This is a genomic window from Parasphingopyxis sp. (assembly GCF_052168275.1).
Classification (GTDB): Bacteria; Pseudomonadota; Alphaproteobacteria; order Sphingomonadales; family Sphingomonadaceae; genus Parasphingopyxis.
The window spans coordinates 1-26,659 of the sequence record NZ_JBQLZM010000065.1 but is presented as its reverse complement, the minus strand read 5'-3'; the positions used below and the strand labels follow the sequence as shown (position 1 = coordinate 26,659).

At 66.2% G+C, this 26,659-nt stretch carries 27 protein-coding genes; 9 read left to right on the top strand and 18 right to left on the bottom strand.

Annotated elements, in window-relative coordinates; all coding sequences use genetic code 11:
• Positions 1-713 (bottom strand): fatty acid desaturase (locus ACTS1X_RS05855; RefSeq protein WP_442613448.1); only part of this gene is annotated, 713 nt, incomplete at its 3' end.
• A 94-nt stretch (positions 714-807) separates the two neighbouring features.
• Here ACTS1X_RS05855 and ACTS1X_RS05850 point away from each other — a divergent pair.
• Positions 808-1,587, top strand: a complete 780-nt coding sequence (locus ACTS1X_RS05850; protein ID WP_442613447.1) for a hypothetical protein — start codon at positions 808-810, stop codon at positions 1,585-1,587.
• A gap of 40 nt (positions 1,588-1,627) precedes the next feature.
• Positions 1,628-2,683 carry a mannose-1-phosphate guanylyltransferase/mannose-6-phosphate isomerase gene (locus tag ACTS1X_RS05845; protein ID WP_442613446.1) on the top strand — a complete coding sequence of 352 codons (1,056 nt, stop codon included), beginning with the start codon at positions 1,628-1,630 and terminating at the stop codon, positions 2,681-2,683.
• Here ACTS1X_RS05845 and ACTS1X_RS05840 read toward each other — a convergent pair.
• On the bottom strand, positions 2,680-3,426 hold the full coding sequence (locus ACTS1X_RS05840) for a hypothetical protein (RefSeq protein ID WP_442613445.1): 747 nt from the start codon (positions 3,424-3,426) through the stop codon (positions 2,680-2,682). The two genes, ACTS1X_RS05845 and ACTS1X_RS05840, sit on opposite strands and share 4 nt — an antisense overlap.
• Positions 3,427-3,481: 55 nt before the next feature.
• Positions 3,482-4,873 (bottom strand): helix-turn-helix domain-containing protein, encoded by a 1,392-nt coding sequence (locus ACTS1X_RS05835; RefSeq protein ID WP_442613444.1) that lies wholly within the window; start codon positions 4,871-4,873, stop codon positions 3,482-3,484.
• A 200-nt stretch (positions 4,874-5,073) separates the two neighbouring features.
• Here ACTS1X_RS05835 and aceA point away from each other — a divergent pair, with 200 nt between their 5' ends.
• The 3 genes from aceA (at position 5,074) to ACTS1X_RS05820 (ending at position 8,005) form a co-directional block, all read left to right on the top strand.
• A complete protein-coding gene (aceA, locus tag ACTS1X_RS05830) occupies positions 5,074-6,354 on the top strand; it encodes an isocitrate lyase (RefSeq protein ID WP_442613443.1) in 1,281 nt (426 codons plus the stop codon).
• Between the two features lie 241 nt (positions 6,355-6,595).
• Positions 6,596-6,871 (top strand): excalibur calcium-binding domain-containing protein, encoded by a 276-nt coding sequence (locus tag ACTS1X_RS05825; protein WP_442613441.1) that lies wholly within the window; start codon positions 6,596-6,598, stop codon positions 6,869-6,871.
• 87 nt (positions 6,872-6,958) lie between these two features.
• Entirely contained in the window at positions 6,959-8,005 is a 1,047-nt protein-coding gene (locus ACTS1X_RS05820) for a TauD/TfdA dioxygenase family protein (protein ID WP_442613440.1), read from the top strand.
• A 30-nt stretch (positions 8,006-8,035) separates the two neighbouring features.
• Here the strand turns inward: ACTS1X_RS05820 and ACTS1X_RS05815 are convergent, their stop codons facing one another.
• The 7 genes from ACTS1X_RS05815 to ACTS1X_RS05785 form a co-directional block, all read right to left on the bottom strand.
• Positions 8,036-9,424, bottom strand: a complete 1,389-nt coding sequence (locus tag ACTS1X_RS05815) for a hypothetical protein (protein ID WP_442613439.1) — start codon at positions 9,422-9,424, stop codon at positions 8,036-8,038.
• Positions 9,425-9,585: 161 nt separating this feature from the next.
• Positions 9,586-10,179: a DUF3501 family protein gene (locus ACTS1X_RS05810; RefSeq protein ID WP_442613438.1), complete on the bottom strand. Its 594-nt coding sequence runs from the start codon at positions 10,177-10,179 to the stop codon at positions 9,586-9,588.
• Between the two features lie 10 nt (positions 10,180-10,189).
• Positions 10,190-11,521: a heterodisulfide reductase-related iron-sulfur binding cluster gene (locus ACTS1X_RS05805; protein WP_442613437.1), complete on the bottom strand. Its 1,332-nt coding sequence runs from the start codon at positions 11,519-11,521 to the stop codon at positions 10,190-10,192.
• 89 nt (positions 11,522-11,610) lie between these two features.
• Positions 11,611-12,036: a rubrerythrin family protein gene (locus tag ACTS1X_RS05800; RefSeq protein WP_442613436.1), complete on the bottom strand. Its 426-nt coding sequence runs from the start codon at positions 12,034-12,036 to the stop codon at positions 11,611-11,613.
• 219 nt (positions 12,037-12,255) lie between these two features.
• A complete protein-coding gene (locus ACTS1X_RS05795; protein ID WP_442613435.1) occupies positions 12,256-13,575 on the bottom strand; it encodes an amidohydrolase in 1,320 nt (439 codons plus the stop codon).
• A 35-nt stretch (positions 13,576-13,610) separates the two neighbouring features.
• Positions 13,611-14,249 carry a DUF4893 domain-containing protein gene (locus ACTS1X_RS05790; protein ID WP_442613434.1) on the bottom strand — a complete coding sequence of 213 codons (639 nt, stop codon included), beginning with the start codon at positions 14,247-14,249 and terminating at the stop codon, positions 13,611-13,613.
• An 86-nt stretch (positions 14,250-14,335) separates the two neighbouring features.
• Positions 14,336-15,121: a 3-hydroxybutyrate dehydrogenase gene (locus ACTS1X_RS05785; RefSeq protein ID WP_442613433.1), complete on the bottom strand. Its 786-nt coding sequence runs from the start codon at positions 15,119-15,121 to the stop codon at positions 14,336-14,338.
• A gap of 127 nt (positions 15,122-15,248) precedes the next feature.
• Here ACTS1X_RS05785 and ypfJ point away from each other — a divergent pair, with 127 nt between their 5' ends.
• Positions 15,249-16,175, top strand: a complete 927-nt coding sequence (ypfJ, locus tag ACTS1X_RS05780) for a KPN_02809 family neutral zinc metallopeptidase (protein WP_442613432.1) — start codon at positions 15,249-15,251, stop codon at positions 16,173-16,175.
• A 114-nt stretch (positions 16,176-16,289) separates the two neighbouring features.
• On the opposite strand, the gene ACTS1X_RS05775 is transcribed toward ypfJ, so the two are convergent.
• The 5 genes from ACTS1X_RS05775 to ACTS1X_RS05755 form a co-directional block, all read right to left on the bottom strand.
• On the bottom strand, positions 16,290-17,903 hold the full coding sequence (locus ACTS1X_RS05775; RefSeq protein WP_442613449.1) for an ATP-binding protein: 1,614 nt from the start codon (positions 17,901-17,903) through the stop codon (positions 16,290-16,292).
• A gap of 158 nt (positions 17,904-18,061) precedes the next feature.
• Positions 18,062-18,826 carry a TIGR02186 family protein gene (locus ACTS1X_RS05770; RefSeq protein WP_442613431.1) on the bottom strand — a complete coding sequence of 255 codons (765 nt, stop codon included), beginning with the start codon at positions 18,824-18,826 and terminating at the stop codon, positions 18,062-18,064.
• Positions 18,823-19,737 (bottom strand): sulfite exporter TauE/SafE family protein, encoded by a 915-nt coding sequence (locus ACTS1X_RS05765; protein WP_442613430.1) that lies wholly within the window; start codon positions 19,735-19,737, stop codon positions 18,823-18,825. Before ACTS1X_RS05765 ends, ACTS1X_RS05770 begins: the two co-directional genes overlap by 4 nt.
• Positions 19,738-19,806: 69 nt before the next feature.
• Positions 19,807-20,853 (bottom strand): hypothetical protein, encoded by a 1,047-nt coding sequence (locus ACTS1X_RS05760; RefSeq protein WP_442613429.1) that lies wholly within the window; start codon positions 20,851-20,853, stop codon positions 19,807-19,809.
• Positions 20,850-22,247: a glycosyl transferase family protein gene (locus ACTS1X_RS05755; protein WP_442613428.1), complete on the bottom strand. Its 1,398-nt coding sequence runs from the start codon at positions 22,245-22,247 to the stop codon at positions 20,850-20,852. The genes ACTS1X_RS05760 and ACTS1X_RS05755 overlap by 4 nt, the downstream gene beginning before the upstream one ends.
• A gap of 129 nt (positions 22,248-22,376) precedes the next feature.
• Between ACTS1X_RS05755 and nhaA the strand changes: the two genes are divergently transcribed.
• From nhaA to ACTS1X_RS05740, 3 genes are all read left to right on the top strand, one after another.
• Entirely contained in the window at positions 22,377-23,684 is a 1,308-nt protein-coding gene (gene nhaA / locus ACTS1X_RS05750) for a Na+/H+ antiporter NhaA (RefSeq protein WP_442613427.1), read from the top strand.
• 59 nt (positions 23,685-23,743) lie between these two features.
• Positions 23,744-24,460 carry a head GIN domain-containing protein gene (locus tag ACTS1X_RS05745; protein WP_442613426.1) on the top strand — a complete coding sequence of 239 codons (717 nt, stop codon included), beginning with the start codon at positions 23,744-23,746 and terminating at the stop codon, positions 24,458-24,460.
• 104 nt (positions 24,461-24,564) lie between these two features.
• Complete coding sequence (locus ACTS1X_RS05740; RefSeq protein ID WP_442613425.1) at positions 24,565-25,314, top strand: head GIN domain-containing protein; 750 nt, start codon at positions 24,565-24,567, stop codon at positions 25,312-25,314.
• Here the strand turns inward: ACTS1X_RS05740 and ACTS1X_RS05735 are convergent.
• The 3 genes from ACTS1X_RS05735 to hisF all read right to left on the bottom strand — a co-directional run.
• Positions 25,311-25,628, bottom strand: coding sequence for a phosphoribosyl-ATP diphosphatase (locus ACTS1X_RS05735; RefSeq protein WP_442613424.1), 318 nt, complete (start codon positions 25,626-25,628; stop codon positions 25,311-25,313). The genes ACTS1X_RS05740 and ACTS1X_RS05735 overlap by 4 nt on opposite strands.
• 32 nt (positions 25,629-25,660) lie before the next feature.
• Positions 25,661-25,915, bottom strand: coding sequence for a hypothetical protein (locus tag ACTS1X_RS05730; protein WP_442613423.1), 255 nt, complete (start codon positions 25,913-25,915; stop codon positions 25,661-25,663).
• Positions 25,916-25,975: 60 nt separating this feature from the next.
• A partial coding sequence (hisF, locus tag ACTS1X_RS05725) for an imidazole glycerol phosphate synthase subunit HisF (protein WP_442613422.1) occupies positions 25,976-26,659 on the bottom strand: 684 nt, incomplete at its 5' end.

The following is a 26,659-nucleotide window of genomic DNA, read 5'->3' as shown; positions in this document are numbered from 1 at the left end:
CGCTCGATCGGATTGGCGAGCGTCGTGTTGGTGTTGTCGCGCGGCTCGAGGCTCAGCCGGTCCTTCACCACGCCATGTTCGCCGATATTGCGGAGCCGCGTGATCGCCGGATAGACGAACAACTCCGCCGCCCACCACAGCGCATAGGCCCAGGGCTCGCCGGCCGCCCAGAGCGCGGCGAACAGCGCACCATGGAAGACGAGCCAAGGAAGGTCCTTTGGCAGCTTGAGCTTGCGCAGCTTGACGATCAGGTCGCGAATGCCGGTCTGGCCGGTAAAGTCGCGCGTGAACTTGCGGCGCAGGCTGTCCCGGCTGACCGGATAGTTTCTGACAAGCGGGATATCCGGATCCTTCGCGGTCCCCGCATGCCGGTGATGCTTCAAATGATAGGCGCGATAGGCATGGACCGACACGTTCATCGGGCCGCCGGTCAGCCAGTGGCCGACAAATTCGTTGACCCGGCGGCCGGAGAAGAAGGCGTGATGCGCGCAATCGTGCATCATCACCGCAAGGCCGAGCTGCCGGCCCGCGAGCAGCGCGATCGCGAGCAGGATCGTCAACGGGTTGGGCCAGAGGATCGCCATCGCGAAGGCGCCCGCGATGATCGCATAATTGACGAGCAGGATCGCCATCGCCTTGGCGTCCGAGGTTTTGACAAGCGCGCGCAGCTCGTCCTTGGTGACGGCATCGGACAGGCTTACGGGTTTCCGCACGCGCGACTCCTTGTTATGGCTCGGCGGCTTTTGTAACGGATAATCGCATATTATGTCAATTACTGTTTCATTCGAAAGCCCGGGCGCGCGGGAGATGACGGGGCGAGGGCTGATCCTGTCGCTGATGAATGCGATCGGCACCCGACAGATGACCGCCGCGCAGTTCGTCGCCGCGGGCAATGCCTTCGGTATCGAGGACAGCGCGATGCGGATGGCCGCGACCCGGCTGACGAAGGAAGGCCTGCTCGAAAGCGCCGGGCGCGGGCTTTACGTGTCGGGCGCCGGTTCCCGCCCCTTGCGCGACCAGGTGCGCGGCTGGCGCCGGGTCGGCGGACGGACGAAACCCTGGGACGGCGGCTGGCTCGCGGTGCCGGCCGGCAATCTCGGCCGCACCGACCGCAAGCAGCTCGCCGCGCGGTCGCAGGCGCTCAAGCTGCACGGTTTCGCCGAGGCCGAACCCGATCTCTGGGTACGCCCGGCCAATCTCACGGCCGGACTCCGCGACCTGCGCGCCGAGCTCGTCGCCATCGGTCTCGACGACAGGGCGATGCTGTTCGAACTCGGCGATTATGCGGCGCCCGATGGCGTCGATTTCCGAACGCTCTGGGATGTCGAGGGTTTGCAGGCCCGCTACGCGGAGGCGCTCGCGGCGATCGAGACCAGCGCCGCGCGGATCGACAGCCTTCCGCTGGCCGAAGCCGCGCGCGAGACCCTGTTGCTCGGCCAGGCGGCGATCCGGCTGATCAATCTCGATCCCCTCCTGCCCGAAGAGATGGTCGACAGCGCGCTGCGCGCATCGCTGGTCGCGGCGATGCAGGACTATGAGGCGCGCGGCCAGGAGATCTGGGGCCGCTATTATCGCGAGGCGGGCTAGTGGCTTTCGCCGGTCGCGCGGACCCGTCATAAGGACCGGCATGACGACGCCACCCATCACCCCCGTCATCCTCACCGGCGGCAGCGGCACCCGGCTCTGGCCGCTGTCGCGCGCGGCGCGCGCGAAACAGTTCCTGCCGCTGACCGGCGATACGACGATGCTCGAACGGACGATCGACCGGGTGAGCGGCGATCGTTTCGGCCCGCCGCTGCTCGTCGGCGGGGCGGCGCAGGCGGAGATATTGCAATCCTTGGCCGGCGAGGCGGAGACGATCCTCGAACCGGAGGCCCGCAATACGGCACCGGCCATAGCGCTGGCCGCGCTGGCCTTGCCGCCCGAGACGCCGATGCTCGTGATGCCCAGCGATCAGGTGATCGCCGACGTCGCGGCCTTCGAAACCGCGGTCGGCAAGGCGGCGGCGCTGGCCGCCAACGGCTGGCTCGTGACCTTCGGCATCGCGCCGACGGGCCCGGAAACCGGCTATGGCTATATCCGCCAGGGCGAGGCGCTGGGAGATACCGGCTTCCGCGTCGAGCGCTTCGTCGAAAAGCCCGACCGGGAGACCGCACAGGGCTTTCTCGATGCGGGCGGCTATCACTGGAACGGCGGCATCTTCCTGTTCACCGCCGGTCGCTATCTCGATGCGCTCGGCAACCACGCGCCGACCATTCTCGCCGCCGCGCGCGGGGCCTTCGATGCCGGCCGCCGCGACGGCGCCGTCCACCGGCCCGACGCCGCGGGCTTCGCCGAAGCGCCGGCGATATCGATCGATTACGCGGTCATGGAAAAGGCGGAGAAGGTCGCCGTCGTCCCGGTCGCGATGGGCTGGTCGGACATCGGCAGCTGGGACGCGCTCCACGAGCTGATGGGCAAGGACGCGGCGGGCAATGCGCTGCGCGGCGACGTACTCGCCATCGACACGGCGAACTGCCTGATCCGGTCCGAAGGGCCGATGGTCGCGGCGATCGGCGTCGAGGATCTGATCGTCGTCGCGACCGACGATGCGGTCCTGATCCTGCCGCGCGGCGAGAGCCAGCGGGTGAAGGAGGCGGTCGAGGCGCTCAAGGCGAGCGAGGACGGCGGCAAGCGGCTCTAGCGGACGGTGATCGTCCGGCTGCCGACTCCGGTATTGCCGGTGAGCGGATGATAGGCGGTCACCGCCACCGTGTAGACGCCGCTCTCGGGCGGCGTGAAACCGCCCGCAAAATGGCTGGCTGCTCCGGCATAGGCGAGATCGCCGGTCGCGATATCCGCGCCGTCGCGCGTCACCCGGTAGCCGATCTCATACTGGTTGGAATCCCAGGTGCCGTCCGGCGTCAGCGGGCAGCCGCACAGATGCGCGACCTCGACCGCGATCGGCACCTCGGTGCCTGCGGCGAAATCCCGGCCGAACGACGAGGGCGAACCGAAATCGACGATCAGGCCCGCCAAGGTGAGGATCACCCCATCGGCGCCATGCGGCGCGCGCCCCGGTATCAGCCACAGGGTCTGTGCGGCCTCGGCCATCGCCTGCGGATGGTCGAGCGGGCCACTGGCCTCGATGCGTACCCGGGTCGGCCGATCGATGTCGAGCACCGTCGAGAATCCGCCATCGCCCTCGCTCGCGATGCTGCCGTGGCGGACCCGGGGCGCGGTCACGATCCGCTCCGTGTCGCCCGTGATGCCGGCCGTCACGCCTTCGGCGAGCACCGCGTCGCTCTCCGCGTCACGAATGACGATGCGCGCGCCGCCCAGCGTCGTGCCGATGAACTTCGCATCGTCGGACAGCACGCGCACGGTGACCGGCGTCGGTTCGGCGGGCGCGGCCAGCGGCAGCGCGAGCAGCGTCGCGGGAAGCATAACAGTCCAGAATCTCGGCATTTTTCGGTCTCCGGGCATGGGGCGGGGAAACCGGTTAATCGCCCGCGAAAGCGAACGGCGTCAAGGCCCGCTCGCGCTCGGTGATGAGGAGCGCCCGCCCGGCCGGGGGAGCGCTGCGCTGCGGGCAATCGGCCCGCGTGCAGGCCCGGCATCCGAGCCCGATCGGGGCCGCCGCGCCGTCGCGCAGATCGACGCCGCGCGCTTCGGCGAGCGGCGCCGCATGGTCGGCGGCGAGCCCGAGCCCGATCGCGAACTCGGCGCGCACTCCGCTCGGTGCGCGGCTGACCGGATGGACGGTCCGCGAGATGGTCAGCCAGCGGCTTTGATCCTCGAGCTCGACCAGTTGGCGGGCGAATTCGCCGGGCCGGTCGAAGGCGCGATGGATATGCCAGAGCGGGCAGAAACCGGCGGCCTCGACGAGCGGCGATCCACTCGCCCCCGCATAGCGTTTGGAGACCGCGCCCGCGCGGTCGATCCGCAGCATGAAGAAAGGCAGGCCCCGCTCGCCGACCCGCTGCAATGTCGTCAGCCGGTGCGCCACCTGCTCGAACCCCGCGCCGAAGCGTCGCTGGAGCAGTTCGAAGTCGTAACCGCTCGCCTCGCAGGCACGCAGGAAACGGCGATAGGGCATCATCAGCCCGGCGGCGAAATAGCCGGCGAGATGGCGATGATAGAAACGCCCCTGCACCGGTTCGGCAAACTCCGCGCCGGCGACCAGCGCCTCGATCTCCGCCTTGGCCTCGATCTGCGCGAGCTGGAAGCCCGCCTGAAAAGTGCGCGAGGCCTGATCGAGCATCTCGGACAGCTGCAACTGGCGGGCATGGAGATCCAGCCGCCGGAGCCGATCGGGCATCACCTCGGCCGGGAGGATGCGGATCGTCAGCTGATGCTTGCTCCTGAGCCGCTCGGCGATCGCGCCATAGAGATCCCCGGCGCCGAGCCGCAGCTCGTCGGCCAGCGCCTCGGCCTGTTCGTCCAGATCGGCATAGTGATTCTTCCAGCGCTCGATCTCGCGGCGGACGGGAATGACCGGATCGTAGGCCTCCGGCTCGCCACCCCCGCCGGCCTGGCTCATCCGGTCGAAGGCGCGGGCGAAAGCCTCGGCGCCGCCCGGCGCGGCAGCCAGCCATTCCTGCAGCTCGTTGCGGTCGATATCGAGATCGGCGAACAGCGGGTCGGCGAGCCGCCGCCTGAGCCCGGTCTCGCCGCCGCCTGGCTCGTCGTCGGACAGGCTGCGCGGATCGAAATCGAACTGTTCGGCCAGCCGCAGCAACAGGGTCGCGGACAGCGGGCGCTGGTTGCGCTCGATCAGGTTGAGATAGCTCGGGCTGATGTCGAGCGTCTCGGCCATCGCCGCCTGGGTCAGCCCGGCCTGGCGCCTGAGCCGCCTGATCCGGTGTCCGGCGAAGAGCTTGGGGTCGGCCATGGACCGTCCTTCAAGGACCGCGCCGCCGATGTCAATATCTTTACAAAATGACACCGGCTTGCGCGCTGAATCCGACCGCCACACCCAATATATCGCAGTGCAGCATAGGCGGAACGCTGCGAATCGGTTATGAAATCGACTGAAGCGCGGCGCAAAGCCGTTCCTCCCCGTTTCAAAATATATGTAAAGGATTAACTGTAATGGCGACCTTCGAAGAGCTGATCCCCGCCGCCTCTGGCCGTTTCGATGGCATCACCCGTCCCTATGGGCCCGACAAGGTCGAGGCGCTGCGCGGCTCGGTGAAGATCGAATATACGCTCGCCACCAAGGGCGCGAACAAGCTCTGGGAGCTGCTGCACAGCGAGGATTACATCAACGCGCTCGGCGCGCTCTCCGGCAACCAGGCGATGCAGATGGTGCGCGCCGGCCTGCAGGCCATCTACCTTTCCGGCTGGCAGGTCGCCGCCGACAACAACACCGCGGGCGCGATGTATCCCGATCAGTCGCTCTACCCGGCCAATGCCGGTCCCGAGCTTGCGCGCAAGATCAACAACACGCTCCAGCGCGCCGACCAGATCGAGCATTCGGAAGGCGGAACGGACCGCGACTGGTTCGCGCCGATCGTCGCCGACGCCGAGGCCGGCTTCGGCGGCCCGCTCAACTGCTTCGAGATCATGAAGGCGTATATCGCCGCCGGCGCCGCGGGCGTTCATTATGAAGACCAGCTGGCGAGCGAGAAGAAATGCGGCCATCTGGGCGGCAAGGTGCTGATCCCCACCCAGGCGCATATCCGCAATCTCGATGCGGCGCGACTCGCCGCCGATGTCTGCGGCGTGCCGACGATCATCTGCGCGCGCACCGATGCGGAGAGCGCGAAGCTGATGACCTCGGACATCGACGAGCGCGATCACGAATTCATGACCGGCGAACGCACGCCCGAAGGCTTTTTCCGCCTCAAGGACGGCACCGGCGTCGATCACTGCATCAAGCGCGGCCTCGCCTTTGCCGAGCATGCCGATCTGCTCTGGTGGGAAACCTCGAAGCCCAATCTCGACGACGCCCGGCGCTTCGCCGAAGCGATCAAGAAGGAATTTCCGGACAAGATGCTGGCCTATAACTGCTCGCCCAGCTTCAACTGGGAGGCCAATCTCGACAAGGATACGATCGCGAAGTTCCAGCGCGAGATCGGCGCGATGGGCTACAAGTTCCAGTTCGTCACCTTGGCCGGTTTCCACCAGCTCAACTACGGCATGTTCGAACTCGCCCGCGGCTACAGGGATCGCGGCATGGCCGCCTATTCCGAACTGCAGCAGGCCGAATTCGCGGCCGAGGAAAACGGCTACACGGCGACGCGTCACCAGCGCGAAGTCGGCACCGGCTATTTCGACATGGTCTCCAATGCGATCACGGGCGGACAGAGCTCGACTACGGCGCTCGCCGAGTCGACCGAAGCCGACCAGTTCGTCGAGGCGGCCGAATAACGAGCTTACTGGTGGGGGCAGGTGCCCCCATCCTTTTTATCGCACACCCCTTGGGAGAGGGTGCCTGCCCAGATTACCGAGCTTTTCCTGGGGAGGAGAAGAGACGCCCGTCCGGCCTTCGTGCCTGGCGGGCGTTTTCCGTCCGATATGGCGATAGTCCGGATCGACTTAATCGGCCGCGCTAAACATTTGAGAAAGAATTCGATTTACGCTGATGCGGCGTCCAACCGAGGAGGATGCCATGTCCGTATCGATCGCGATCGCCGCAATGCTGCTTCACCCGGGCGGTCTCGCCGCCGATGGCTGCCACAACGACCGGCGCCGCGGAGGGCGGCATTGTCATGGCGCATCGACCAGCGTGACCGTGCCGGCCACCGCCCGGCCCGGCCGCACGCAAAGCGGCGCGTATCTGAACTGCACGGCGGCGCGCGAAGCGGGCGCCGCTCCCGTCCGGCGCGGCGAACCGGGTTATGGACGGCATCTCGACCGGGACAATGACGGTATCGGCTGCGAATAGGCGGTCGCGAACGATTTCGCACTCGACTTGCGCATCCAGATACAGGCATAACCATCGCCGGAACATCCAATCGGGGACGGACGGGCAATGGATATCAGGCCGATCAACAATGCGATAGAGATCGACGAGATCGATCTGGAAGACGATGAGCAGTGCCGCGAACTGGGCCGGACCGTCGCCCATGAATGCGTCGCGCTGGTCCGGCAGGGCGTCCCGGAAGAACGGCTCTACGAGATCCACACGCTTTGGGGGCAGCCCTGCCGCGCGATTATCCACAAATATGTCGGCGAAAAACGCCTGACCGGGCGGCACTGGCGGAACCTGCTGGCCAATCTCGGCCATATTTCCAATGCCGTCGACCATATTTCCGGCAAGACCGGGATGTCCCGGGTGAGTTTCCAAAAGAACGAGAAGGGCAAGCCGACCGGCGTCTTCACCAATGGCGAGCTGGACTGGCACAGCGACCAGCAGGCCTATCACGACAGTCAGCGCATCGTGGGCCTGATGAGCCTGTGGGGCAGCCAGAACAGCCAGACGGCGTTTCTGTGCACGGCGCCGGCCTATGAGGCGCTCAACAGCGAAGACCGGTCCATGGTCGACGAGCTGGTCACCGTGTGGGACTGGGACGGCGGCTCGATGAGCCGGGACCTGATCCCGTCGCAAAAGGAAATCGTGCGCTACAACATGATCCCCTATCCGAAGATGGAATGCGCGCTGGTCGACCGGACGGCGACGGGCCGCGCGGGCATCCGTTTCCCGAGCCACTGCTTCAGCCATTTCCGCGGCATGTCCCGCGAGGAAAGCATGCAATACCGCGCGCATCTGTGGTCGCTGCTCGACCGGCCTGACTATATCTACACCCATGACTGGACCGACGGCGAGATCGTCTTCATGGACCAGAACATCACGCTACATGCGCGGCCGACCAACGTGCGGGATGGCGACAGCCGGACGATGAGCCGGATGATCTCCTATGTCGACAAACTGTTCCCGGGCCACGGACCGGCCGACCATGTCCTTTATGACGGCAAGAAATACGACCATGAGACCTTCGCCCATATGGTCGACGAGCAGCGCCGCAGGGAATTTTACGAGCAGGACGGGGCGCACTATCCGGAGAGCGTGCCCGCCTGAGGGCTGCTGACAGCGAAATCGCGCAGCCGTCTAGGCCGATAACGCGCTTTCCAGACCAAACGACCGTGCGATCACGTCGCCAAGATCGCGTTGCGCGGCGACGGCCAGCAGCGCGCTGCCCTTCCCGCCAGAATCGACCGGAACAAGATCGATATGCGGCTGGCCGGCCAGCCGCTCGGCATGAAAGCGGTCGACCGCCCTGTCGCGGCCATAATAGAGAGAGATGGGCATCCGATGCTCGGTCCGTCCGATCCAGTCGATGATATCCCACTCCTCCGGCGGGATTTGGCGTTCGAGCCGCTCGCGAATGAGCGGAGTCCGCGGATCATGTTCGGCGACACCGGCGATTCGGGAAACCGGGCTGAAGCACAGGCAGCGCGCCGCCTTCAGCATCAGCCCGTAGGTCATCGCGCCGAATCCACCGCCCGAAGTGCTCAGCGTATAGAGCCGCTCGACACCGAGATCGTCGATAATCGCGCGCAACCGGTCGATCGTGCCGTCGCGGTCGGGGGCCAGCGACCGTACGCCCTGCATGAACACCATCCGGTGATTGTCGCGCATCATCAGCGAGCTGAGGCCGAGCGCGGCAAGATACCGGTCGACGAGCGAAAGCGTCAGCAGATTGCCATCGCCGACGCCGCCGAAAAGCAGCACCAGCCCTTTGCTGTCCGGCGCGCGGCGGAGATAGACATCGACGGCGCCCCCGAACGGCTCCGGTCGTCCGTCGGCACCGGGCGCCGCTTCGATGAGGTCGAGAATCATTCCCGTGGCGCGAAACGCGGAACCCTTGACGCCGAGCCTTTTTGCGGCGCTCCTGGCTGCTTCCCACAATCCATGGTTCATCAGCCAGCGCACCGCCAATATGCGCATCGCCTTGGGCGTGTCCGGATCTATCGTTTCGACATAGGCGCGAACCGCATCGCGTTGTTCGTCTGTGAGCTTCGTACCCGCAGGTAACGTCAGGAGGTTGGCGGGATCGCCGAAGACCTCGTTGCGATGGCCGATGAAGCGCACTATCTTTTCCGGCCGGTCGAGCCGCGCCAGGAAGCGGACATATTGATAGGCGAGCCCCGCATCGCCCGGCACGAGATCGCTTGCCGCGAGAAGCCGCGCCGCCGTCTCGTCGGGCCACGATGTCCTCATCATCGCCTGGGCAAAGCGGCCGTCCGTACCGCTGACAAAATGCATCCGGGCGATGAGGGCCGGACCCAGAAAATCGAAAATCGCGCGCTTCTCATCGCCGTCGCGGGCCGCGAGTATCGCCTCCGCGATCAGCTTCGTTCCCTGCTGCCGCCCGGCCGGATATTCGGCAAGCCGGTCGAGCGCAGACTCGGCGCCCACCGCATCGCGCGCGTCGACGGCTGTCGCCAAGGCTTGTTCAGCCGCCTGATGGTCATCGCTCGGTACACGTTCGGCCATGGTTCTCGATTCCCGTCGGTTGATGATCGACGCCCGATCGATATGACCCGTTCACCGGATTGTCGAGGCGGTCGGCGCCGGTATCGGACGGGACCGAGACAGCCTTGCCCCTGCCGTGGGTGGCCCGGCCGACCGCCGGTGCGTTTCCGCCGGTCGGGACGTCAGGCGAAATCCCGGGCGAGCTCGGCTCGCATTTCCTCGCCGATGATCGCCGCATGGCCATAGGCCGGATGGTCGATCTGGAAGAAGAGCCGGTTGGCGGGATCGCGAAACTTGGCTTTCTGCTCCGCGGAAAATAGGAAATGCAGAAACAATACCGACGAGGCCTTGCCGCTGTCGCTTTCCCGGTCGACATCCTGTTCGGGCACGGCGCCGATCTTCTCGCTGTCGATCACGATATGGATATGGTCGATCACGCCGCCGAGCTGGTTCAATAGCGCGTCGCGCCGCCCCGGATCCTCGATCTCGAACATCAGGGTGCAGGTGAGCTCGTCGCCATTGGGGATCATCGGATTATAGGCCCGGAGCTCGTCGACCAGCTGCTCCTCGCCGCCCTTCTCGATGCGCAGCATTTCCTGGACCTGGAGCCACATCGTGTCCCAGGATTCGAAATAGACGGTGACATGCGGCCCGACCGCGAGACGGCGGAAGCGCTTGCGCAGCAGATTCTCTTCGCGTTTCTCCGCCCTGATCTGCTCGTAATCCTCGAGGCTCATAATGTCGTCGGCGGTGATTTCGCGGCTGTTGCGCGGCATGTCCTGCTCCCTAGAATCCGTATGCCCTGGCCAGAATCTCGATCGGGTGGCCGACCCGGTCCGGCGCGGCCTCGCCGTCCGCCATTGCCATCACCTCGCGCAGGTGCGGGCCCGCGAGCGGACATTCGCTGACCACATAATTGGGGTCGGCTTTCTTGAGGTTGCGCACCGTCGGCCGCGCCAGCTTGACGGCGGTGTCGTAATGTTCCGCCATGATGCCCCATTTGCCGCCATGGCCCGAGCAGCGCTCGACGAGCGTCGGCGTCGCGCCCGGGATCAGGCGGAGCATTTCGAGCGCTTTCGGCCCCATATTCTGCGCCCGGCTGTGGCAGGCGAAATGCATGGCGATCTTGCTGTCCATCTCGGGCACGTCGACCAGCCCTTTGTCCTTCGACAGCTCGACGACATATTGGGCGAGATCGCGGGTGTTCTCGGCGAGTTTCCGGACGCTCGCATCGTCCGGCAGGATCAGCGGCCATTCGAATTTCAGCATCAGCGCGCAGGACGGGGTCAGCGCGACGATATCGTAGCCGCGATCGATCAGCGGCTCGAAATGCGCGGCCACGGCCGCGGCGCTCTTCGCGACCCCTTCGAGATCGCCATTTTCGAGCAGCGGCATCCCGCAGCAATGCGGATGCTCGATCCGGCACTGGACGCCGTTATGCGCGAGCACGTCGAGCGCCGCCCGGCCCGGCGTCTGGTCGTTGAAATTGGCGTAGCAGGTCGCATAGATCGCCGCTTTCCGGCCGAAACTGGGCGCGTCGATATTGACCGCGGGCATCGCTTTCGCCGGCGTCTTCGTCAGCGGTTTCGACTCGTAACGCGGCAGGTGCGCGCGCCTGTCGATGCCCAGAGTCTTCTCCATCGCCCCGCGGGTGAGCCCGTTCGATTCCTTGCTCGCCCAGTTGGCGATGCCGGGAATCGCCGTCGCGATCCTGCCGTTGCGGTCGGTCTTGGCGAGTTCCCGGTCGGCGAAACCCGTCTCGCCCTTTCTATGTTCGATCGCCCGCGCGCGCAGCATCAGGTGGGGGAAATCGAGATCGAATTCGTGGGGCGGCACATAGGGGCACTTCACCATGAAGCACATGTCGCACAGGGTGCAGGCGTCGACGACCGGCTTGAAATCGGCGCTGTCGAGACTCTCGACATCCTCATTCTCGCTCTCGTCGATCAGGTCGAAAAGCCGGGGGAAGCTGTCGCACAGATTGAAGCAGCGGCGGCAGCCATGGCAGATATCGAAAACGCGGCGCAGCTCGGCATCGAGCAGCTCCTCGTCGTAGAATTCATCGTCCTGCCAGGCGATCGGATGGCGTGTCGGCGCTTCGAGGCTGCCTTCCTGCATGTGGTCGCTCCCCTGCTGACCCCGTGTTCAATGAAAAGGGGGACGGGTTTCCACCCGTCCCCGCAATTCACGTCATCGTTTCAAGGCGCTTATGCTTCGGCCTTCAGCGTATCGAGCGTCCGCTGGAACTTGCCGGCATGGCTCTTTTCGGCCTTGGCCAGCGTTTCGAACCAGTCGGCGATTTCGTCGAAGCCTTCTTCGCGCGCCGTCTTCACCATGCCCGGATACATGTCCGTATATTCATGGGTCTCGCCGGCGATCGCGGCGCCGAGATTCTGCTCGGTCGTGCCGATCGGTTCGCCGGTCGCCGGGTCGCCGCATTCCTCGAGAAATTCGAGATGGCCGTGGGCATGGCCGGTCTCGCCCTCGGCCGTCGAACGGAAAACAGCGGCGACATCGTTATGGCCTTCGATATCGGCCTTCTGGGCGAAATAGAGATAGCGGCGGTTGGCCTGGCTTTCGCCGGCGAACGCGGCCTTGAGATTTTCTTCGGTCTGGCTGCCTTTGAGATCCATGATGCTCTCCTGGTTGGAACTGAGGGGGCCCGGCAGAAGCCGGTTTCGCAATTGTCGGACTAGCTGATCGACCGATTCGAGGGAAACGGAATTTGCCCATCGGGTTGAGCAACAGAAACGATCAATTGCCTGATATTTATTGAGAATGTTTCTCAATAAGAGGCTTTGGGCATTGATGCCTCCATTCCAAAAATGTTGCTCGCCCAACGTTCTGACAAATCAATCCGCCCGTGCCGGCGCCAGGATATCGAGCGCCGCCGCAACCAGCGCTTCGGTCGCCGTGCCGATCACCGCTTCGGCATCCGGCGCCCAATAGGCGCTGTGAAGCGAGGGCAGCTGGATTTCGCCGCGCTCGGCCGCCTCCCAGCGGTCGAGGGGCACGCCGCCGACCCAGAACAGCACGCTCTGGATGTTGTCGCGATCGGCGCGATAGTAGCGGCTGAAGTCCTCACCGCCCATCACCGGTTCGCCCTCCAGCACGCGCTCCTCGCCGAACCGGCCGCGCCACAGCGCCATCAGATCGCCGGTCAGCTCGGGCGTGTTGAACACGGCGGGCGTGTATTCGTCGCGGCGCGTCACTTCGGGCAGCAGCTCCTCGGGCAAGCCGGCGACCATGCCCTCGGCGCGCGCGATCCGCTCGATGCCGGTGAGCAATTGCTCGCGCACTTCGTCGGTATAGCTGCGCACCGTCAACAACAGCTGCGCCTCGTCCGAAATGATGTTGTGCTTCGAACCGGCCCGGAAACTGCCGACCGTTACGACGGCGGGCTGCTGCGGATCGACCTCGCGGCTGACCAGCGTCTGCAGCGCGCCGACGATCCGCGACCCGAGCACGATCGGGTCGCGCGTCGTATGCGGATAGGCGCCGTGGCCGCCCACGCCGCGCACATGGATGTCGACGCTGTCGACATTGGCCATCGCCCAGCCGGGAACGACGCCGATCGATCCGGCCGGCGCCGAGGCCGCGTCATGGAAGGCGATCGCATAATCGGGCTTGGGAAACCGTTCGTAGAGCCCGTCCTCGAGCATCATCCGCGCCCCCGCACCACGCTCTTCGGCCGGTTGCAGGATCGCGACCAGCGTCCCCGACCATTGGTCGCGGCGCGCCACTAGCTGCCGCGCCGCGCCGACCCAGGCGGCCATATGGGTGTCATGGCCGCAGGCATGCATGACATGGGACTCGATGCCCTCGTCGGTCGTCGCCACGACCGTGCTGGCGAATGGCAGGCCTGTCTGTTCCTCGACCGGTAGCCCGTCCATATCGGCCCGCATCAGCAGCACCGGACCGGGTCCGTTTTCCATCACCGCGACGACGCCGTGCCCGCCGACCCCGGTAGTGACCGCGAAGCCCAGTTCCTCGACGATCGCCGCGAGATGCGCGGCGGTGTCGTCTTCCTGGAAGGAGAGTTCGGGATTGGCATGGAGATGGCGGTAAAGCTCCATCAACTCGGGCATGTCCGCGGCGACCGCGTCGCGCAGCTCGTCCGCATGGGCCGGCGCGGCGACCAGCAGGGGCAGGGCGTAAAGCAGATGGCGCATGAAACTCTCCTGGGCTCGGCTCTCTGTCATATTCTCTATTGGGCGGGACGGTCCGGCGGCCGGGCGTCTTCCGGCACGAGTTCGAGCACGTCGACCAGCGACTCGAAGCGCGGATAGGGCAGCACGATGCGCCAGCGCGCATCGCCGATCCGTTCGAGCGTCCCGGCCATGTCGCGATTGGCGTCGCGGCCATAGACATGGGACCGCGTTTCGTCGCCCAGCTCGAGCACGCCGAGAAAGATCATCCGCAGCCGGTTTTCAGGATAGAAGGTGCCGCTCGGGCGCTGCGATCCGGTGAGTTTCCGGAAGCGCAGCGTCTCGCCCTGGTCGTCGATCCGGCAGCGGAACCAGGGATAGGCGACGAAGGACAAGGGTACGCTGCCCTGCGAACCGAGCTTGATGAAGCGGCAGCGATAGTCGCCGGCCGGCGGGCGGGGATCCGCCAGACCCGCATCGGGGCGCAACAGCACGCCTTCGGCCGCCACTTCGTTCGCATGGCCGCCCGCCGCCGCGTCCGCCACGCCCTCGCGGAAGGCGCGCCGCCAGTTCGAGATCCGGCGGCGATCGTCCGGCGTGGCGATCGACTGCCAGAAGGTCGGCAATTCCTGGTCGGGATTGGAGCCCGCCTCCGGCCCCGTCACCCCGGTCGTGTAGGCGCAGGAAGAGAGCAGCAAAGCCGCTGGTATCGCTGCAAAGATTGCGTGCACGCGCCCCGTCATGCCCATCAGCCTATCCTATCCTCCCGATACAGGCCAGCCCGCTACTGCGCGGTCCAGCCGCCATCCATCGAGAGGTTCGCGCCGGTGATCGAGGCCGCCTCGTCGCGGCACAGATAGAGGGCGAAGTTCGCCACCTGTTCAGGCGTTACGAACTGCTTGGTCGGCTGGGCGGCGAGGAGGACGTCGTTGATGACCTCGTCGCGGGTCATCCCCCGGGCCCGCATCGTGTCGGGAATCTGTTTCTCGATCAGCGGCGTCCAGACATAGCCGGGGCTGATGCAGTTGACGGTAATGCCGTCCTGCGCGGTTTCGAGCGCGACGGTCTTGACGATCCCCGCGACCCCGAATTTCGACGCGTTATAGGCCGATTTGAACGGGCTGGCGACAAGCGAGTGGGCCGAGGCGGTGCAGATGATCCGGCCCCAGCCCTTCTGCTTCATCGCCGGTACCGTGAGCCGGGCGAGATGCCAGGCCGAGGAGAGGTTGATCGCGATGATCGCGTCCCATTTTTCCACCGGGAAATCCTCGATCGGCGAGACATGCTGGATGCCCGCATTGGCGATCGCGATATCGGCGGTGCCGAGTTCTTCGGCGCATTGCGTCACCATCGCCTCGATCGCCGCCGGATCGGACATGTCGGCATCCGAATAGGCGGCCCTGGCGCCCGACGCCGCTTCGAGCGCCGCGCGTTCCGCCTCAATTTCGTCCGCGTCGCCGAACCCGTTGATCATCACGCTCGCCCCCTCGGCGGCGAGCGCCTTGGCATAGGCAAGGCCGATGCCCGAGGTGGAGCCGGTAACGATCGCGGTTTTGCCTTTCAGAAACATGGCGGGGCCTTTCATGTGACGGGGTCAATCGCCCGCCTGTCTACCCGTCCCCCGCGCCGATGCCAGCCCCGATTGCAACTCTCTCGCTCCCCGCGCATTGTCTGGATGGGAAGAGGGAGAGAATCGCATGCGCTTGGGCGGCCGGAGAACCAGCAGCAATATCGAACGGCAGACGGGAGGAGGCCGGGGCGGCTTCCGCATACCCGGCGGGCTCGGCGGCGGGCGAAGGGGCGGCGGCATGCCGATCCCGATCCCGGCGAGCGGGCGCGGCCAGCTCGGCTGCGGCTCGATCGCGCTGATCGTGATCGTCTTCCTCGTGATGTCGTACATGGGCGGCGGGCTCGGCAATCTCGGCCTGACCGACGGCAGCGGCGGCCCGGCCGGCGGCGGCGAAGTGACGCGCGGCGAACAGGCGATCCAGGACGAAACCGATCGCTTCGTGGCACAGGTCCTCGCCTCGACCGAGGATCGCTGGAGCGAGATATTCGCCGAACGCGGCGAGCGCTATGTCCCGGCAACGCTCGTCTTTTACGACAATCGCGGCAGTTCGGGCTGCGGCGCCGCGGATTCGGCGATGGGGCCCTTTTACTGCCCGGCCGACCGAAAAATCTATCTCGACACCGAATTCTTCACCCAGCTGCGCACCGAACTCGGCGCGGGCGGCGATTTCGCCCAAGCCTATGTCGTCGCGCACGAGGTCGGCCACCACATCCAGACGATCACCGGCATCTCCGCCGATGTCCGCCGCCAGCAACAGCGCGCAAGCCGCGAAGAGGGCAATGCGCTGCAGGTGCGGATGGAGCTGCAGGCCGATTGCTATGCCGGCGTCTGGGCCAACCGCGAACGCGACGCGATGGAGCCCGGCGATCTGGAGGAAGGAATGCGCGCCGCCGCGGCGATCGGCGACGACACGCTGCAGCGCGCGGCGCAGGGCTATGTCGTGCCGGAAAGCTTCACGCACGGCACGTCGGAACAGCGCCAGCGCTGGCTTCGCCGCGGCATGGAGAGCGGCGATCCGGCGGCCTGCGATACCTTCTCGGCGAGAAGGCTTTAGCGCGTCAGACCGTCGCTAGCGCGCGGGCACCGTCGGAAGAAAGAGAACTGAAGCGTTGCGGGAAGGCCCGGTCCGGAGCACTCCACCGCGCTCCGAGGGGCGCGCGATAACCGCTTACCGCCCCTGGCTGCGCCAGCGCTTGATCGTCCGGTCGACGATGCCTTTCTCGTCGCCGACATGCGTCCAGAGTTCCGAGAAGACGGGGTCGGCCGAAGCCGGGCGTTTCTCTTCCTCGAGATTGTCGAAGGCGATGCGGATCGGCACGGAAACACCTTCGCCGCAGACGATGCATTCGCGGTTGCGCAGCGCCGGGATCACGTCGAGGAAGCCGCGGGCGCCCTCGGGCATGGCGGCGCGGACATGCGCCTGGTCGCGGTCGTTGTTGAGGCGCATGGCGATGATCGTGCCGCATTGCGACAGCACGCCCTCGGCCAGGTCCGACGGGCGCTGCGTGACGAGGCCCAGCGAAACGCCGTATTTGCGGCCTTCCTTGGCGATCCGGCTGAGAATGTCGCCGACGGCGGACGTTTCCTCGATATGGCCGGCCGGAATATAGCGGTGCGCCTCTTCGCAGACCAGCAGGATCGGGCGCTGCGCTTCGTTGCGCGACCAGATCGCATAATCGAAGACCATGCGCGAAAGCACGGCGACCACGACCGAGGTGATGTCGGACGGAACGCCTGACACGTCGACGATCGAAATCGGCTTGCCGTTGCCGGGCAGGCGAAACACCCGGGCGACGAACTCCGCCATCGTGTCGGCAACCAGCATGCCCGAAAACATGAAGCTGTAGCGCGGATCGGCCTTGAGCTCCTCGATCTTGCTCTTGAGGCGCATATAGGGCGCGGTGTCGTTGGCCGAATCGAGATGGCCCATCTCGGTCGTGATCAGCGAGAGCAGATCGGACAGGAGATAGGGTATCGGGCTGTCGACCGTGAGCCGCGGAATCTCTTCGGCGAGCCGGCTCTTGCTGCGGGCCGCGAGCAGGCATTTGGCCAGGATGTCGCGGTCGCGCTGCTTGTCAGCGCCAGACGTCGTGATCAGGACCTCGCAATGCTCCTCGAAGTTCATCAGCCAATAAGGGAGCTGGATATTGTTGACGTCGAAAATCTCGCCGGCATTCTTGAAGGCGGCGCTGTATTCGCCGTGCGGATCGACCATCACGATATGGCTTTCGGGCGCGAGTTCGCAGATCCGGTGGAGGATCAGCGCGACACTGGTCGACTTACCGGTACCCGTCGACCCGAGCACCGCGAAATGCTTGCCGAGCATTGCATCGATATAGAGCGCGCCGCGAATATCCTTGGTCGGGTAGATATTGCCGATCTCGATATGCGGCCGGCTTTCGGTGGCGAACATTTCGCGCATGTCCCGGTCCGACACCGCCATGACCGGCGTACCCGGAATCGGGAAGCGGGTTACGCCGCGGCGAAAACCCTTCACCCGGTTCGTGCCCTCGACGGCAACGCCCTCGCCGAGAAAATCGATATAGGCGTTGACCGAGCCGCTGTCGTTGGAATCGGCGGCGAGCGTCCGGATATTGGCGACGAGCCAGCTGTTATCGACCCGGATTTTCACTTGGCTGCCGACCTGGCCCGCCATGGCGAGCGTGGGATCGGGGTCCGAGCGCACCTTGTCGAGCATCTCCGCATTCACCGCGATGCGCGAGCTGGAACCGGCGATTTCGGTCACATGGCCGATAACGATACCCTGATCGCGCGGGACCATGTTGCCCTCGAGCGACGCCGTGTTCGACTCGACCTCGTTTACCGGTCGGAAAGTGCCAAAATCGTCCATGTCGAAACCCACCCAATTCCACGGTTTTTCAAAGTGTGGAACCTTAGGCGCGGAACGGTAAATTTTTCGCTTACTAAACCCGTACCGGATCAGATCCGGCGGAACGCGATTCCGGCAATCCAGCCGAGCAGCAGCGAGACGAGGACGGCGACGAGGCCGTAGAGAAAACCGTTATTTTCGGCGGCATTGGCCACGAACCGCTCGAAGCCCGACTTGTCGATGCGGATTTCGCGAACCTCGCCCGCCAGCACCCGCCCGTCCTGGATCAGGAAGGTCTCGGCCGTATAGTCGCCGACCGGGACGCGCGCCGGGATGTCGATCCGCGCATTGTAGAGCACGCCCTCGGTGACCTCGACCGCACCGGTCTGCTCGACATAGAGGCCGTTGCGTCCCCTCAGGTCGACCAGCCCCTCGTCGAAGCGCTGTGCTTCTTCGGGCGGATTGGCGCTGGCCGGCGACAGTTGCAGGCTGTCGATCCCGAGTTCGTAGATCGCGGCCGTGCGCTCGTCGACAATCTCGTCAATCGGCCGGGCGCTGGCCAGCGCGTAGAATGCGGGAGCGGAGCGGAAGCGCGCCTGCGCGGCGTTCATCCAGATCCCCATGCGCTGCTGTTTCTCGCGCACGAGGATCGATTGCTCGGGTCCCTTGAGGACGACGACAATATCGACCGGCTCGTCGGGGACGCGGCCGCCGGGGTGCAGGATCGCGCCATAGACCATGAGTTCGGCGCCGGTGAAGCTGTAGATGATCTCGATCCGCTCCTGATCGACGGCGGGCACGAGCCGCGGCCGCGCCTGGCCCATCAGAATCGGCACGCAGACGAGCAGCAGGAGCAGGGGAGCAAACCGCCTCATGTGATCTCGATCGAGTAGATTTCGTCGGGTCGCCAGCCGAGGCCGAGCGCCATGCGGACCGCGACGATGATGACGAGCGCAGCGAGGAACAGGCGCAGCCATTCGGCGTTGATCCGCGTCGACAGGCGCGCGCCGATCTGCGCGCCCGTGACGCTGCCGATCAGGAGCAGGATGGCGAGCACGATATCGACGGCTTGGGTCGTCAGCGCGTGGACCATCGTCGTCGCCGCGGCGACGAACAGGATCTGGAACAGCGAGGTGCCGACCACCACGCGCGTCGACATGCCGAGCAGGTAGATCATCGCCGGCACCAGGACGAAGCCGCCGCCGATGCCGAGCATCACGGTCAGCGTGCCGACGACGAAGCCGACGCCGAGCGGCGCCAGCGGCGAGATGTAGAGGCCCGAGCCGTAGAAGCGCCAGCGCAGCGGCAGCGCGGCGACGAGCGGGTGATGGCGGCGCACCGGCGGCTTGATCGGGATGCCCGTGCGCCGGGCCTGGATCACCGTCCAGGCCTCGCGAATCATCAGCACGCCGATGCTGGTCAGCAGAATGATGTAGAGCATCGCGACGACGACATCGATCTGCCCGGCCTGCTGCAGGCGGAGGAACAGGATGCCGCCGAAGATGGTGCCCAATACCCCGCCGGCGATCAGGACACCGCCCATCCGGAAATCGACGCCCTTGCGCTGGGCATGGGCCGTGACGCCGGAAACGCTGGCGCCCGTGATCTGGGTGGTCGCCGAGGCGACGGCGACAGCCGGCGAGATGCCCGAGAATATGAGGAGCGGCGTCGTCAGGAAACCGCCGCCGACGCCGAACATGCCCGACAGGATCCCGACCACGCCGCCGAGCAGGATGATGAGCAGCGCATTGACGGAGATTTCGGCGATCGGGAGGTAGATATCCATGCTTGTTCCGGCCTACCGATTTTACGGGGCCAGCGGAAGATGGAGTCTGCGGTTGCCGGTTGCTGGCGGCTAGAAATCCGCGCCGAGCGTGAGCGCCGGCCCGGACCCGGGCGCGGCCGATCCCGCGACGCGCTCGCGCCAGCTCAGCGAAAGCCGAACCCCGCCATTCCCCACCGGCAGTCGGACGCTGGCTTCGGGCCCGATATCGACCCGCGATGCGCCGGGTTGCGCCCCGGCCCAGACCCCGCCGCCGAACGATAGCGTCCCGCGTCCGCCGAGCGGGACGGGCCGCGACACGATCAGCGCGGCGTCCCCGTAGAGATCGCGGCTCCGCGCGCCGACGACTCCAGCCTGGGCATAGCCGTCGAGCTCCAGTCCGAAGGGCAGAGGCCGACGATAGACGCCGCCGGCGATCCCGATCGCCCAGGCATCGCGGCCGCCATGGTCGAGCGCGATCCGCCGCTCCGCGGTCAGCTCGACCGGTATGTCGGCGGCGGGGCGAACGGCGACTCCGATGGCGGCTTCGGCGCCATTGTCGCGCTCGATCGGCCGCGACAGCCGCGCGGCGAGTGCCGCCTCGAACCCGGCGGCGCGGACGATCCGGTAGCGCGCCCGGATGCCCGCTTGGCTGCCACCGAGCTCGCCGTCATCGGCCAGCGCTTCGACGCCGTCTCCGGACCGCCATTGGACCCAGGCGGCGAGGCTGAAGGGCGAGGACGCGGCGGGACGGGCCAGCGGCGGGGACGGCAGCCGCGAGGGCCGCCGGGCAAACCGCATCAGCAGAGGCTGGCTGAGCGGCGGCATATGCGCGGCGAGAAAGATACGCTGACAGCGGGCGCCGCAATGCCCGGGCGGGGACGGCGGCGCGGCGGCGGCGCGTTCGTCGCGCAGTCGGTTTGCGAAGATCTCCCGGAAGGTCCGTCCGACAGGCGCGGCCGTTGCTCCCGGTCGGGATCTGTCGAATAGCGGCAGCGAGGACAGGTCGGGCAGAAAGGGGCTGGGACGGTCGAGCAGCAGCGGCGGAATCTCTGCCGGCGCCCAGAACGCGATCCGCAAGACGATCCAGGTCGTGAGGATCGTCGCGATGAAGCGGACGGGTGGGGTGAGCTGGATCATGGCCGCGGGACCGCGGTTTCGGGAAAGATGTGCCGGGTCTTGTCCCAGGCCGGCGGGCGATCGCGGCGGGCGAAGACGTAATGCGTCATCGCCCGCCGCGCCGCGATCATCGCGATGATGTTCGATACGATGGCCCGGGGAACGGCGCGCATGGCCTCGCGCCGTCCGTAAACGAACCCGGTGAACATCGCGCGGACGGCGAGCCGCCAGAGCAACAGCCCGAAGTTGATGCCGAGCAGGAGCGCGAGCACCGGCGTCATCGGGGGAAGCGTGTAATCGGTCGCCAGTGCAGCGATCAGCAGGACGAACCCGATCAGCATCGCCAGATAGGCGGCGAGCAGCACCAGCGCGGCGAGGATCGTGCTGCGGTCGCGCACGCGCATCCAGAAATCCGCGACGCCGCCATGCCAACCCAGCCGCTCCCAGCCATAGAGCGCGATGCCGGCAACCCAGCGCGTTTTCTGGCGGACCGCTTCGGCCAGCGTGGCTGGGAAATGCGCCTGGACCGCGATCAAACCTTGCGAGTCCCCGCCACGGCACCGGACGAACGTTCCGCTTCGGCCGCGTTCGGCGAGCGACAGGCCGAGTTCGTAATCCTCGGTCAGGCTGTCGGCATCGAAGGGGAGGCCGCCGCGTTCTGCCGCCAGCGCGCCGAGCGCGTCCCGCGCGAGCGCGCAGCCGACACCGGCCGACGGCACGCCCGCGTGGAGGCTGTCGCGAATGACGAGGTCCTTGCCATGGGCTTCGGCGAACTCGTCGCAATAATGGCCGGCGACCCAGCGCGATCGCGGATGCGGAAGCGGCACGACCGGTATCTGCACCAGGTCGTGCCGTTCGATGAGCCTGTCGAACAACGCGATCTCCTCGGGATGAACGACATCCTCGGCATCGTGCAGGATGACCGATTTGAACCGCGTTCCGCTGTCGGCCTCTTCCCTTTCCAGCGCCCTCCACAGCGTGTTCAGGCAGTCGGCCTTGGTCGTCGGGCCAGGGTCCGGGCAGACGACCATGCGGACGTTGGCGGCGCGGCGGGCGACCGCTTCGATCTCCGCCCGGGTTGCCGGATCGTTCGGATAGCAGCCGACGAACAGCCGATAGTCCTGGCCCGCGAAGCGCCAGACCGTGTTTTCGAGCATCGCGCGGATCACGGCGGCTTCGTCCCAGGCGGGGATGAAAACCGCATGGCGGCCCGGACGATCGGGCGCCGGCAGATCGGCTATCGCCCAGGGCGCGGCGTCGCGCCGCCCGGCGAGCCGCCGGATCATCCGCCGGAGCCAGAGTAGATCTATGGCGAGATTGTCGAGCGCACCGAGCAGAAAGCCGAAGGCTGCGAACAGGGCCAGTTCGCGAAACGCCAGTTCGGCAAGTTCCAGAACCGCTCCGCCCCCGTGCATTCTCTCCCCGCGCGCCAGTCCCGATGGCGACGGCGCGCCTTATAGGCGAAAAGAGCAAATCACGGAAGCGCGGGCTGTTTTCATCGCCGGGATTCCGCTCTAGAGCATCCGCGAAACGAGGGAGTGAACATGGCTGAACGCTTGGGCGTGCGATCTGCGCTGAGAAAGTTCCTGAACAGCGAAGCGGCGGGCGGCATCGTGCTGATGGCGGCGGCGGTGCTGGCGATGATCGTCGCCAACAGCGCGCTCTACGACAGTTATCACCACCTGCTCAACGCCGATATGGGGCCGATCCTGAGCCCCGAACTCACGAGCAAGCTCGGGCCGATGACGCTCCATTTGTGGATCAATGACGGGCTGATGGCGATCTTCTTCTTCCTCGTCGGCCTCGAGATCAAACGCGAATTCGTCGACGGGCGGCTGTCGAGCTGGGACAAGCGCCGCCTGCCGATCATCGCGGCAGTGGCGGGCATGGCGGTCCCGGCCGCGATCTTCCTGTTCGTCACATGGGATTATGGCGAACTCGTCAACGGCTGGGCGATTCCGGCGGCGACCGACATCGCGTTCGCGATCGGCGTTCTCGCCCTGCTCGGCAAGCGCGCGCCCACGTCGCTCAAGCTGTTTCTCGTCACCGTGGCGATCGTCGACGATATGGGCGCAGTGGCGATCATCGCGCTCGTCTATACGCCGTCGCTCTCGACGATCTGGCTGTTCGCCTCGGTGCTCGTGCTGGCGGTGATGTACTATCTGAACGCCACCGGGGTGCGGCGCCTCCTGCCCTATGTCCTGCTGTCCGGCCTGCTCTGGTACTGCGTGCTGCTTTCGGGCGTCCATGCGACGATCGCCGGCGTGCTCGCCGCGATGATGATCCCGATCACGAAAACGCCGGGCGCGCCCGACGCGGTCGACAGCCCGCTGCACCGGATGGAACATGCCGTCGCACCGTGGAGCGCCTTTTTCATCGTGCCCGTCTTCGGTTTCGCCAATGCCGGCGTGAATCTCGACGGCATGGGTCTCGACCAGATCCTCGCGCCGCTGCCGCTCGGCATCGCGCTCGGCCTGTTCGTCGGCAAGCAGATCGGCATTTTCGGCAGCGTCTGGCTGGCCGTGAAGTTCGGCATTGCCGGCAAGTTGCGCGGCGCCACCTGGTTGCAGATCTACGGCACGGCGATGCTCTGCGGCATCGGCTTCACGATGAGCCTGTTCATCGGCGGCCTCGCCTTCCCCGGCAATGCGCTGCTGATCGAGGAAGCCAAGATCGGCGTACTGCTGGGTTCGGCCGTGTCGGGCCTGGTCGGTTTCCTGCTGCTGCGCTTCGCGCCCTTGCATCAGAGCCATGACGAAATCGAGGCCGAGGAGGCGGGCGAAATAGCGCGCGACGGCGATGTCGAGAGCGTCTGCGAGGATATGCCGGCGAAACCGGGCGCCGCCGGCTGAGGCTTGCCAACATCAGCGTATCGCTGTATTACGATAACAATACAGCTGGGAGAAAGATAATGCGCGCGTTTCTGGTTTCGCTTTCGGCGCTGGCCGTCGCGGCCTGCGGATCGGGGATCAACTTCGACGGAGACGGCCTGTCGAACGGCCGGCCGCTGAGCGAATTGGAGCTGGCGGAATTCGACGCGGTTTCGTTGCGCGGGCCCGACAATGTCGAAATAACGTTGGGCGACGCTTTCGATATCCGGGTCGAAGGCGATGACGAAGTGGTCGAGCGGCTCGAGTTCGAAATCCGCAGCGGGACGCTCCGGATCGGCCGCGAGAGCGGTCGCGGGCTCAGTATCGGCGACGATCCGGCGACGGTCTTTATCACCATGCCGGCGATCAACGGCGCCTCCGTCGCCGGTTCGGGCGACATGCGGATCGCGCGCGCCGAAGCCGACGATTTCGCGGTATCGATCGCCGGATCGGGCAGCCTGGCCATCGCGGCGCTCGAAGCGGATCGCGCCGAATTCGATATCGCCGGGTCCGGCGATATCCAGGCGGCCGGAACCGTCGCCGACCTCGAGATCGGGATCGCCGGGTCCGGCGACATTGAGGCGGCCGACCTGCGCGTGCGGCGGGCCGACATCTCGATCGCGGGATCGGGCAATGTGGAACTCCATGCGACGGAGCGGGTCGAGGGCAACCTTCTCGGTTCGGGCGACATCCGGGTGCGCGGCGGGGCCGAGTGCCGGTCCAACTCGGTCGGCTCGGGCGATATGCGCTGCAGCTAGCCGGAATCCGACGAAGGACCGGCCCCGCACGATAAACGGCACTTGTCGTAATTGCGTTCATGCGCTAATTCTCCGCCCTCGAAAGGGAGGATGCGATGCGGGCCATGACTGTATGGGCGCTGCTGGCCGCGGCGGCCGCGTGCACGAACGGAGCGGCCCGGGAGGGCCAGGCGGCGGCGCGGGACACCACCGCCCAGGCGCGCTCTACGGCCGGCGTTTCGATGACGCGCGACTACGCGCTGAGCGGCTTCGACAGGGTGTCGCTCGCGACGCCGGACACTGTCGAAATCGTCCAGGGCGGGGAATTCGCGGTGCGCGCCGAAGGGGCCAGTACCATTCTCGACGAGCTGGCATTTGCGGTCGAAGATCGCGTACTCAGGATCGAATATCGCGAGGGCCATAACCGCCGTCGGATGCGCCCCGAAGGCCGGCCGGCGACGATCTATATCAGCCTGCCGGCGCTGAACGGCGTTTCGCTTTCCGGATCGGGCGACATGAGCATCGGCCGGTTCACGGCCCGGGCTTTCGAAGCGTCGATCGCCGGATCGGGGAACATCGTTATCGAATCGCTGCAAACCGATCGCGCGGAATTCGAGATTGCGGGATCGGGAGACCTGAGCGTTGCCGGGACGGCCGGCGAGGTCGCGCTCGACATCGCCGGATCGGGCGATGTCGCGGCCGGCGATTTCCGGACCCGCCGTCTCGACGTCGCCATTGCCGGCTCGGGCGACGTCGAGGCCTATGCCACCGACACGGTCGAGGCCTCGTTCGTCGGATCGGGCGATGTCACGGTGCGGGGCGGCGCGCGGTGCCGGTCGAGCACGATCGGCTCGGGCCGGCTCCACTGCAGCTAGTCTTTGCGCGCGGCCTTTTCGGCGAGGCCCGACATGCCCTCGCGCCGCTCGAGTTCGGCCAGCACGTCGGCGAGCGGGATGTCGCGTTCGGCAAGCAGGATCAGCAAATGGAAGAGCGCGTCCGCGGCTTCGCCGACCAGCGCCTCGTCGTCCTCGGCAAGCGCCGCCACGATCGTCTCGACCGCTTCCTCGCCGAATTTCTGGGCAACCTTCCCCCGCCCCTTGCCGAGCAGCTTGGCGACATAGGAGGATTTGCCGCCGCTATTCTTGCGGTCGCGGATGACGGATTCGAGGCGGGTCAGCGTTTTGGCCATGGATCAGCCTCTGCGCGGGCGCACTCCGGTCGTCAACCGGGTTTGTCCGAGCCGTTCTTTTTCCGCCGCTTGCTGATCTGACGGCCAACGAGCAACCCCGTCACGCCAAGCGCGAACAGCGCGATATCGCCGGGCGCATCGATGCTGATCGCTGCCGCCAAAGCGGGTGTGGCGCCGATCGCGATGGCGGCCAGAAAGGCGGCGATGATGCGGGCGAGGGACATCCGCGCTCCTGAAATGGTGAATACGGCGTTTATCACGCAAGAATCCGGCCAGTTCCCGCACATGGCGCTTGTTTCGGATGCGCAATGGTTAATTCCGGATTGCGGACTATGGTTAGTGTAAAGTTACCCGACGATCCTCGTGCTGCGGACCGGGATTCCGGCCGCGGCAAGGGCGGCCCGGGCTTCGGCGATGCTGTGCGTGCCGAAATGGAAGATCGAGGCGGCGAGCACGGCGTCGGCATGGCCGTCGCGGATACCTTCGACCAGATGGTCGAGCGTGCCGACCCCGCCCGAGGCGATGACGGGCACGGTCACGCTGTCGGCGATGGAGCGCGTCAGTTCGAGGTCATAGCCGTCCTTCGTGCCGTCACGGTCCATCGACGTCACGAGCAGCTCGCCGGCGCCCAGTTCCGCGAGCCGCCGGGCATGGGCGACCGCGTCGATCCCGGTCCCGCGCCGCCCGCCATGGGTGAATATCTCCCAGCCGCCCTTGCCGTCCGCCCGCGCGTCGATCGATCCGACGACGCACTGGCTGCCGAAGCGCTCGGCCATGTCGCGGACGAGCTCGGGTCGCGCGACCGCCCCACTGTTGACCGCGACCTTGTCGGCGCCGGCGAGGAGCAACCGCCGCGCATCGTCGGGCGTGCGGACGCCGCCGCCGACGGTGAACGGCATGAAACAGACCGCCGCCGTCCGCTCGACGATGTGGAGCAACGTGTCGCGTTCCTCGTGGCTGGCGGTGATATCGAGAAAGCAGAGCTCGTCGGCTTCGGCCGCGTCATAGACGCGCGCCTGCTCGACCGGATC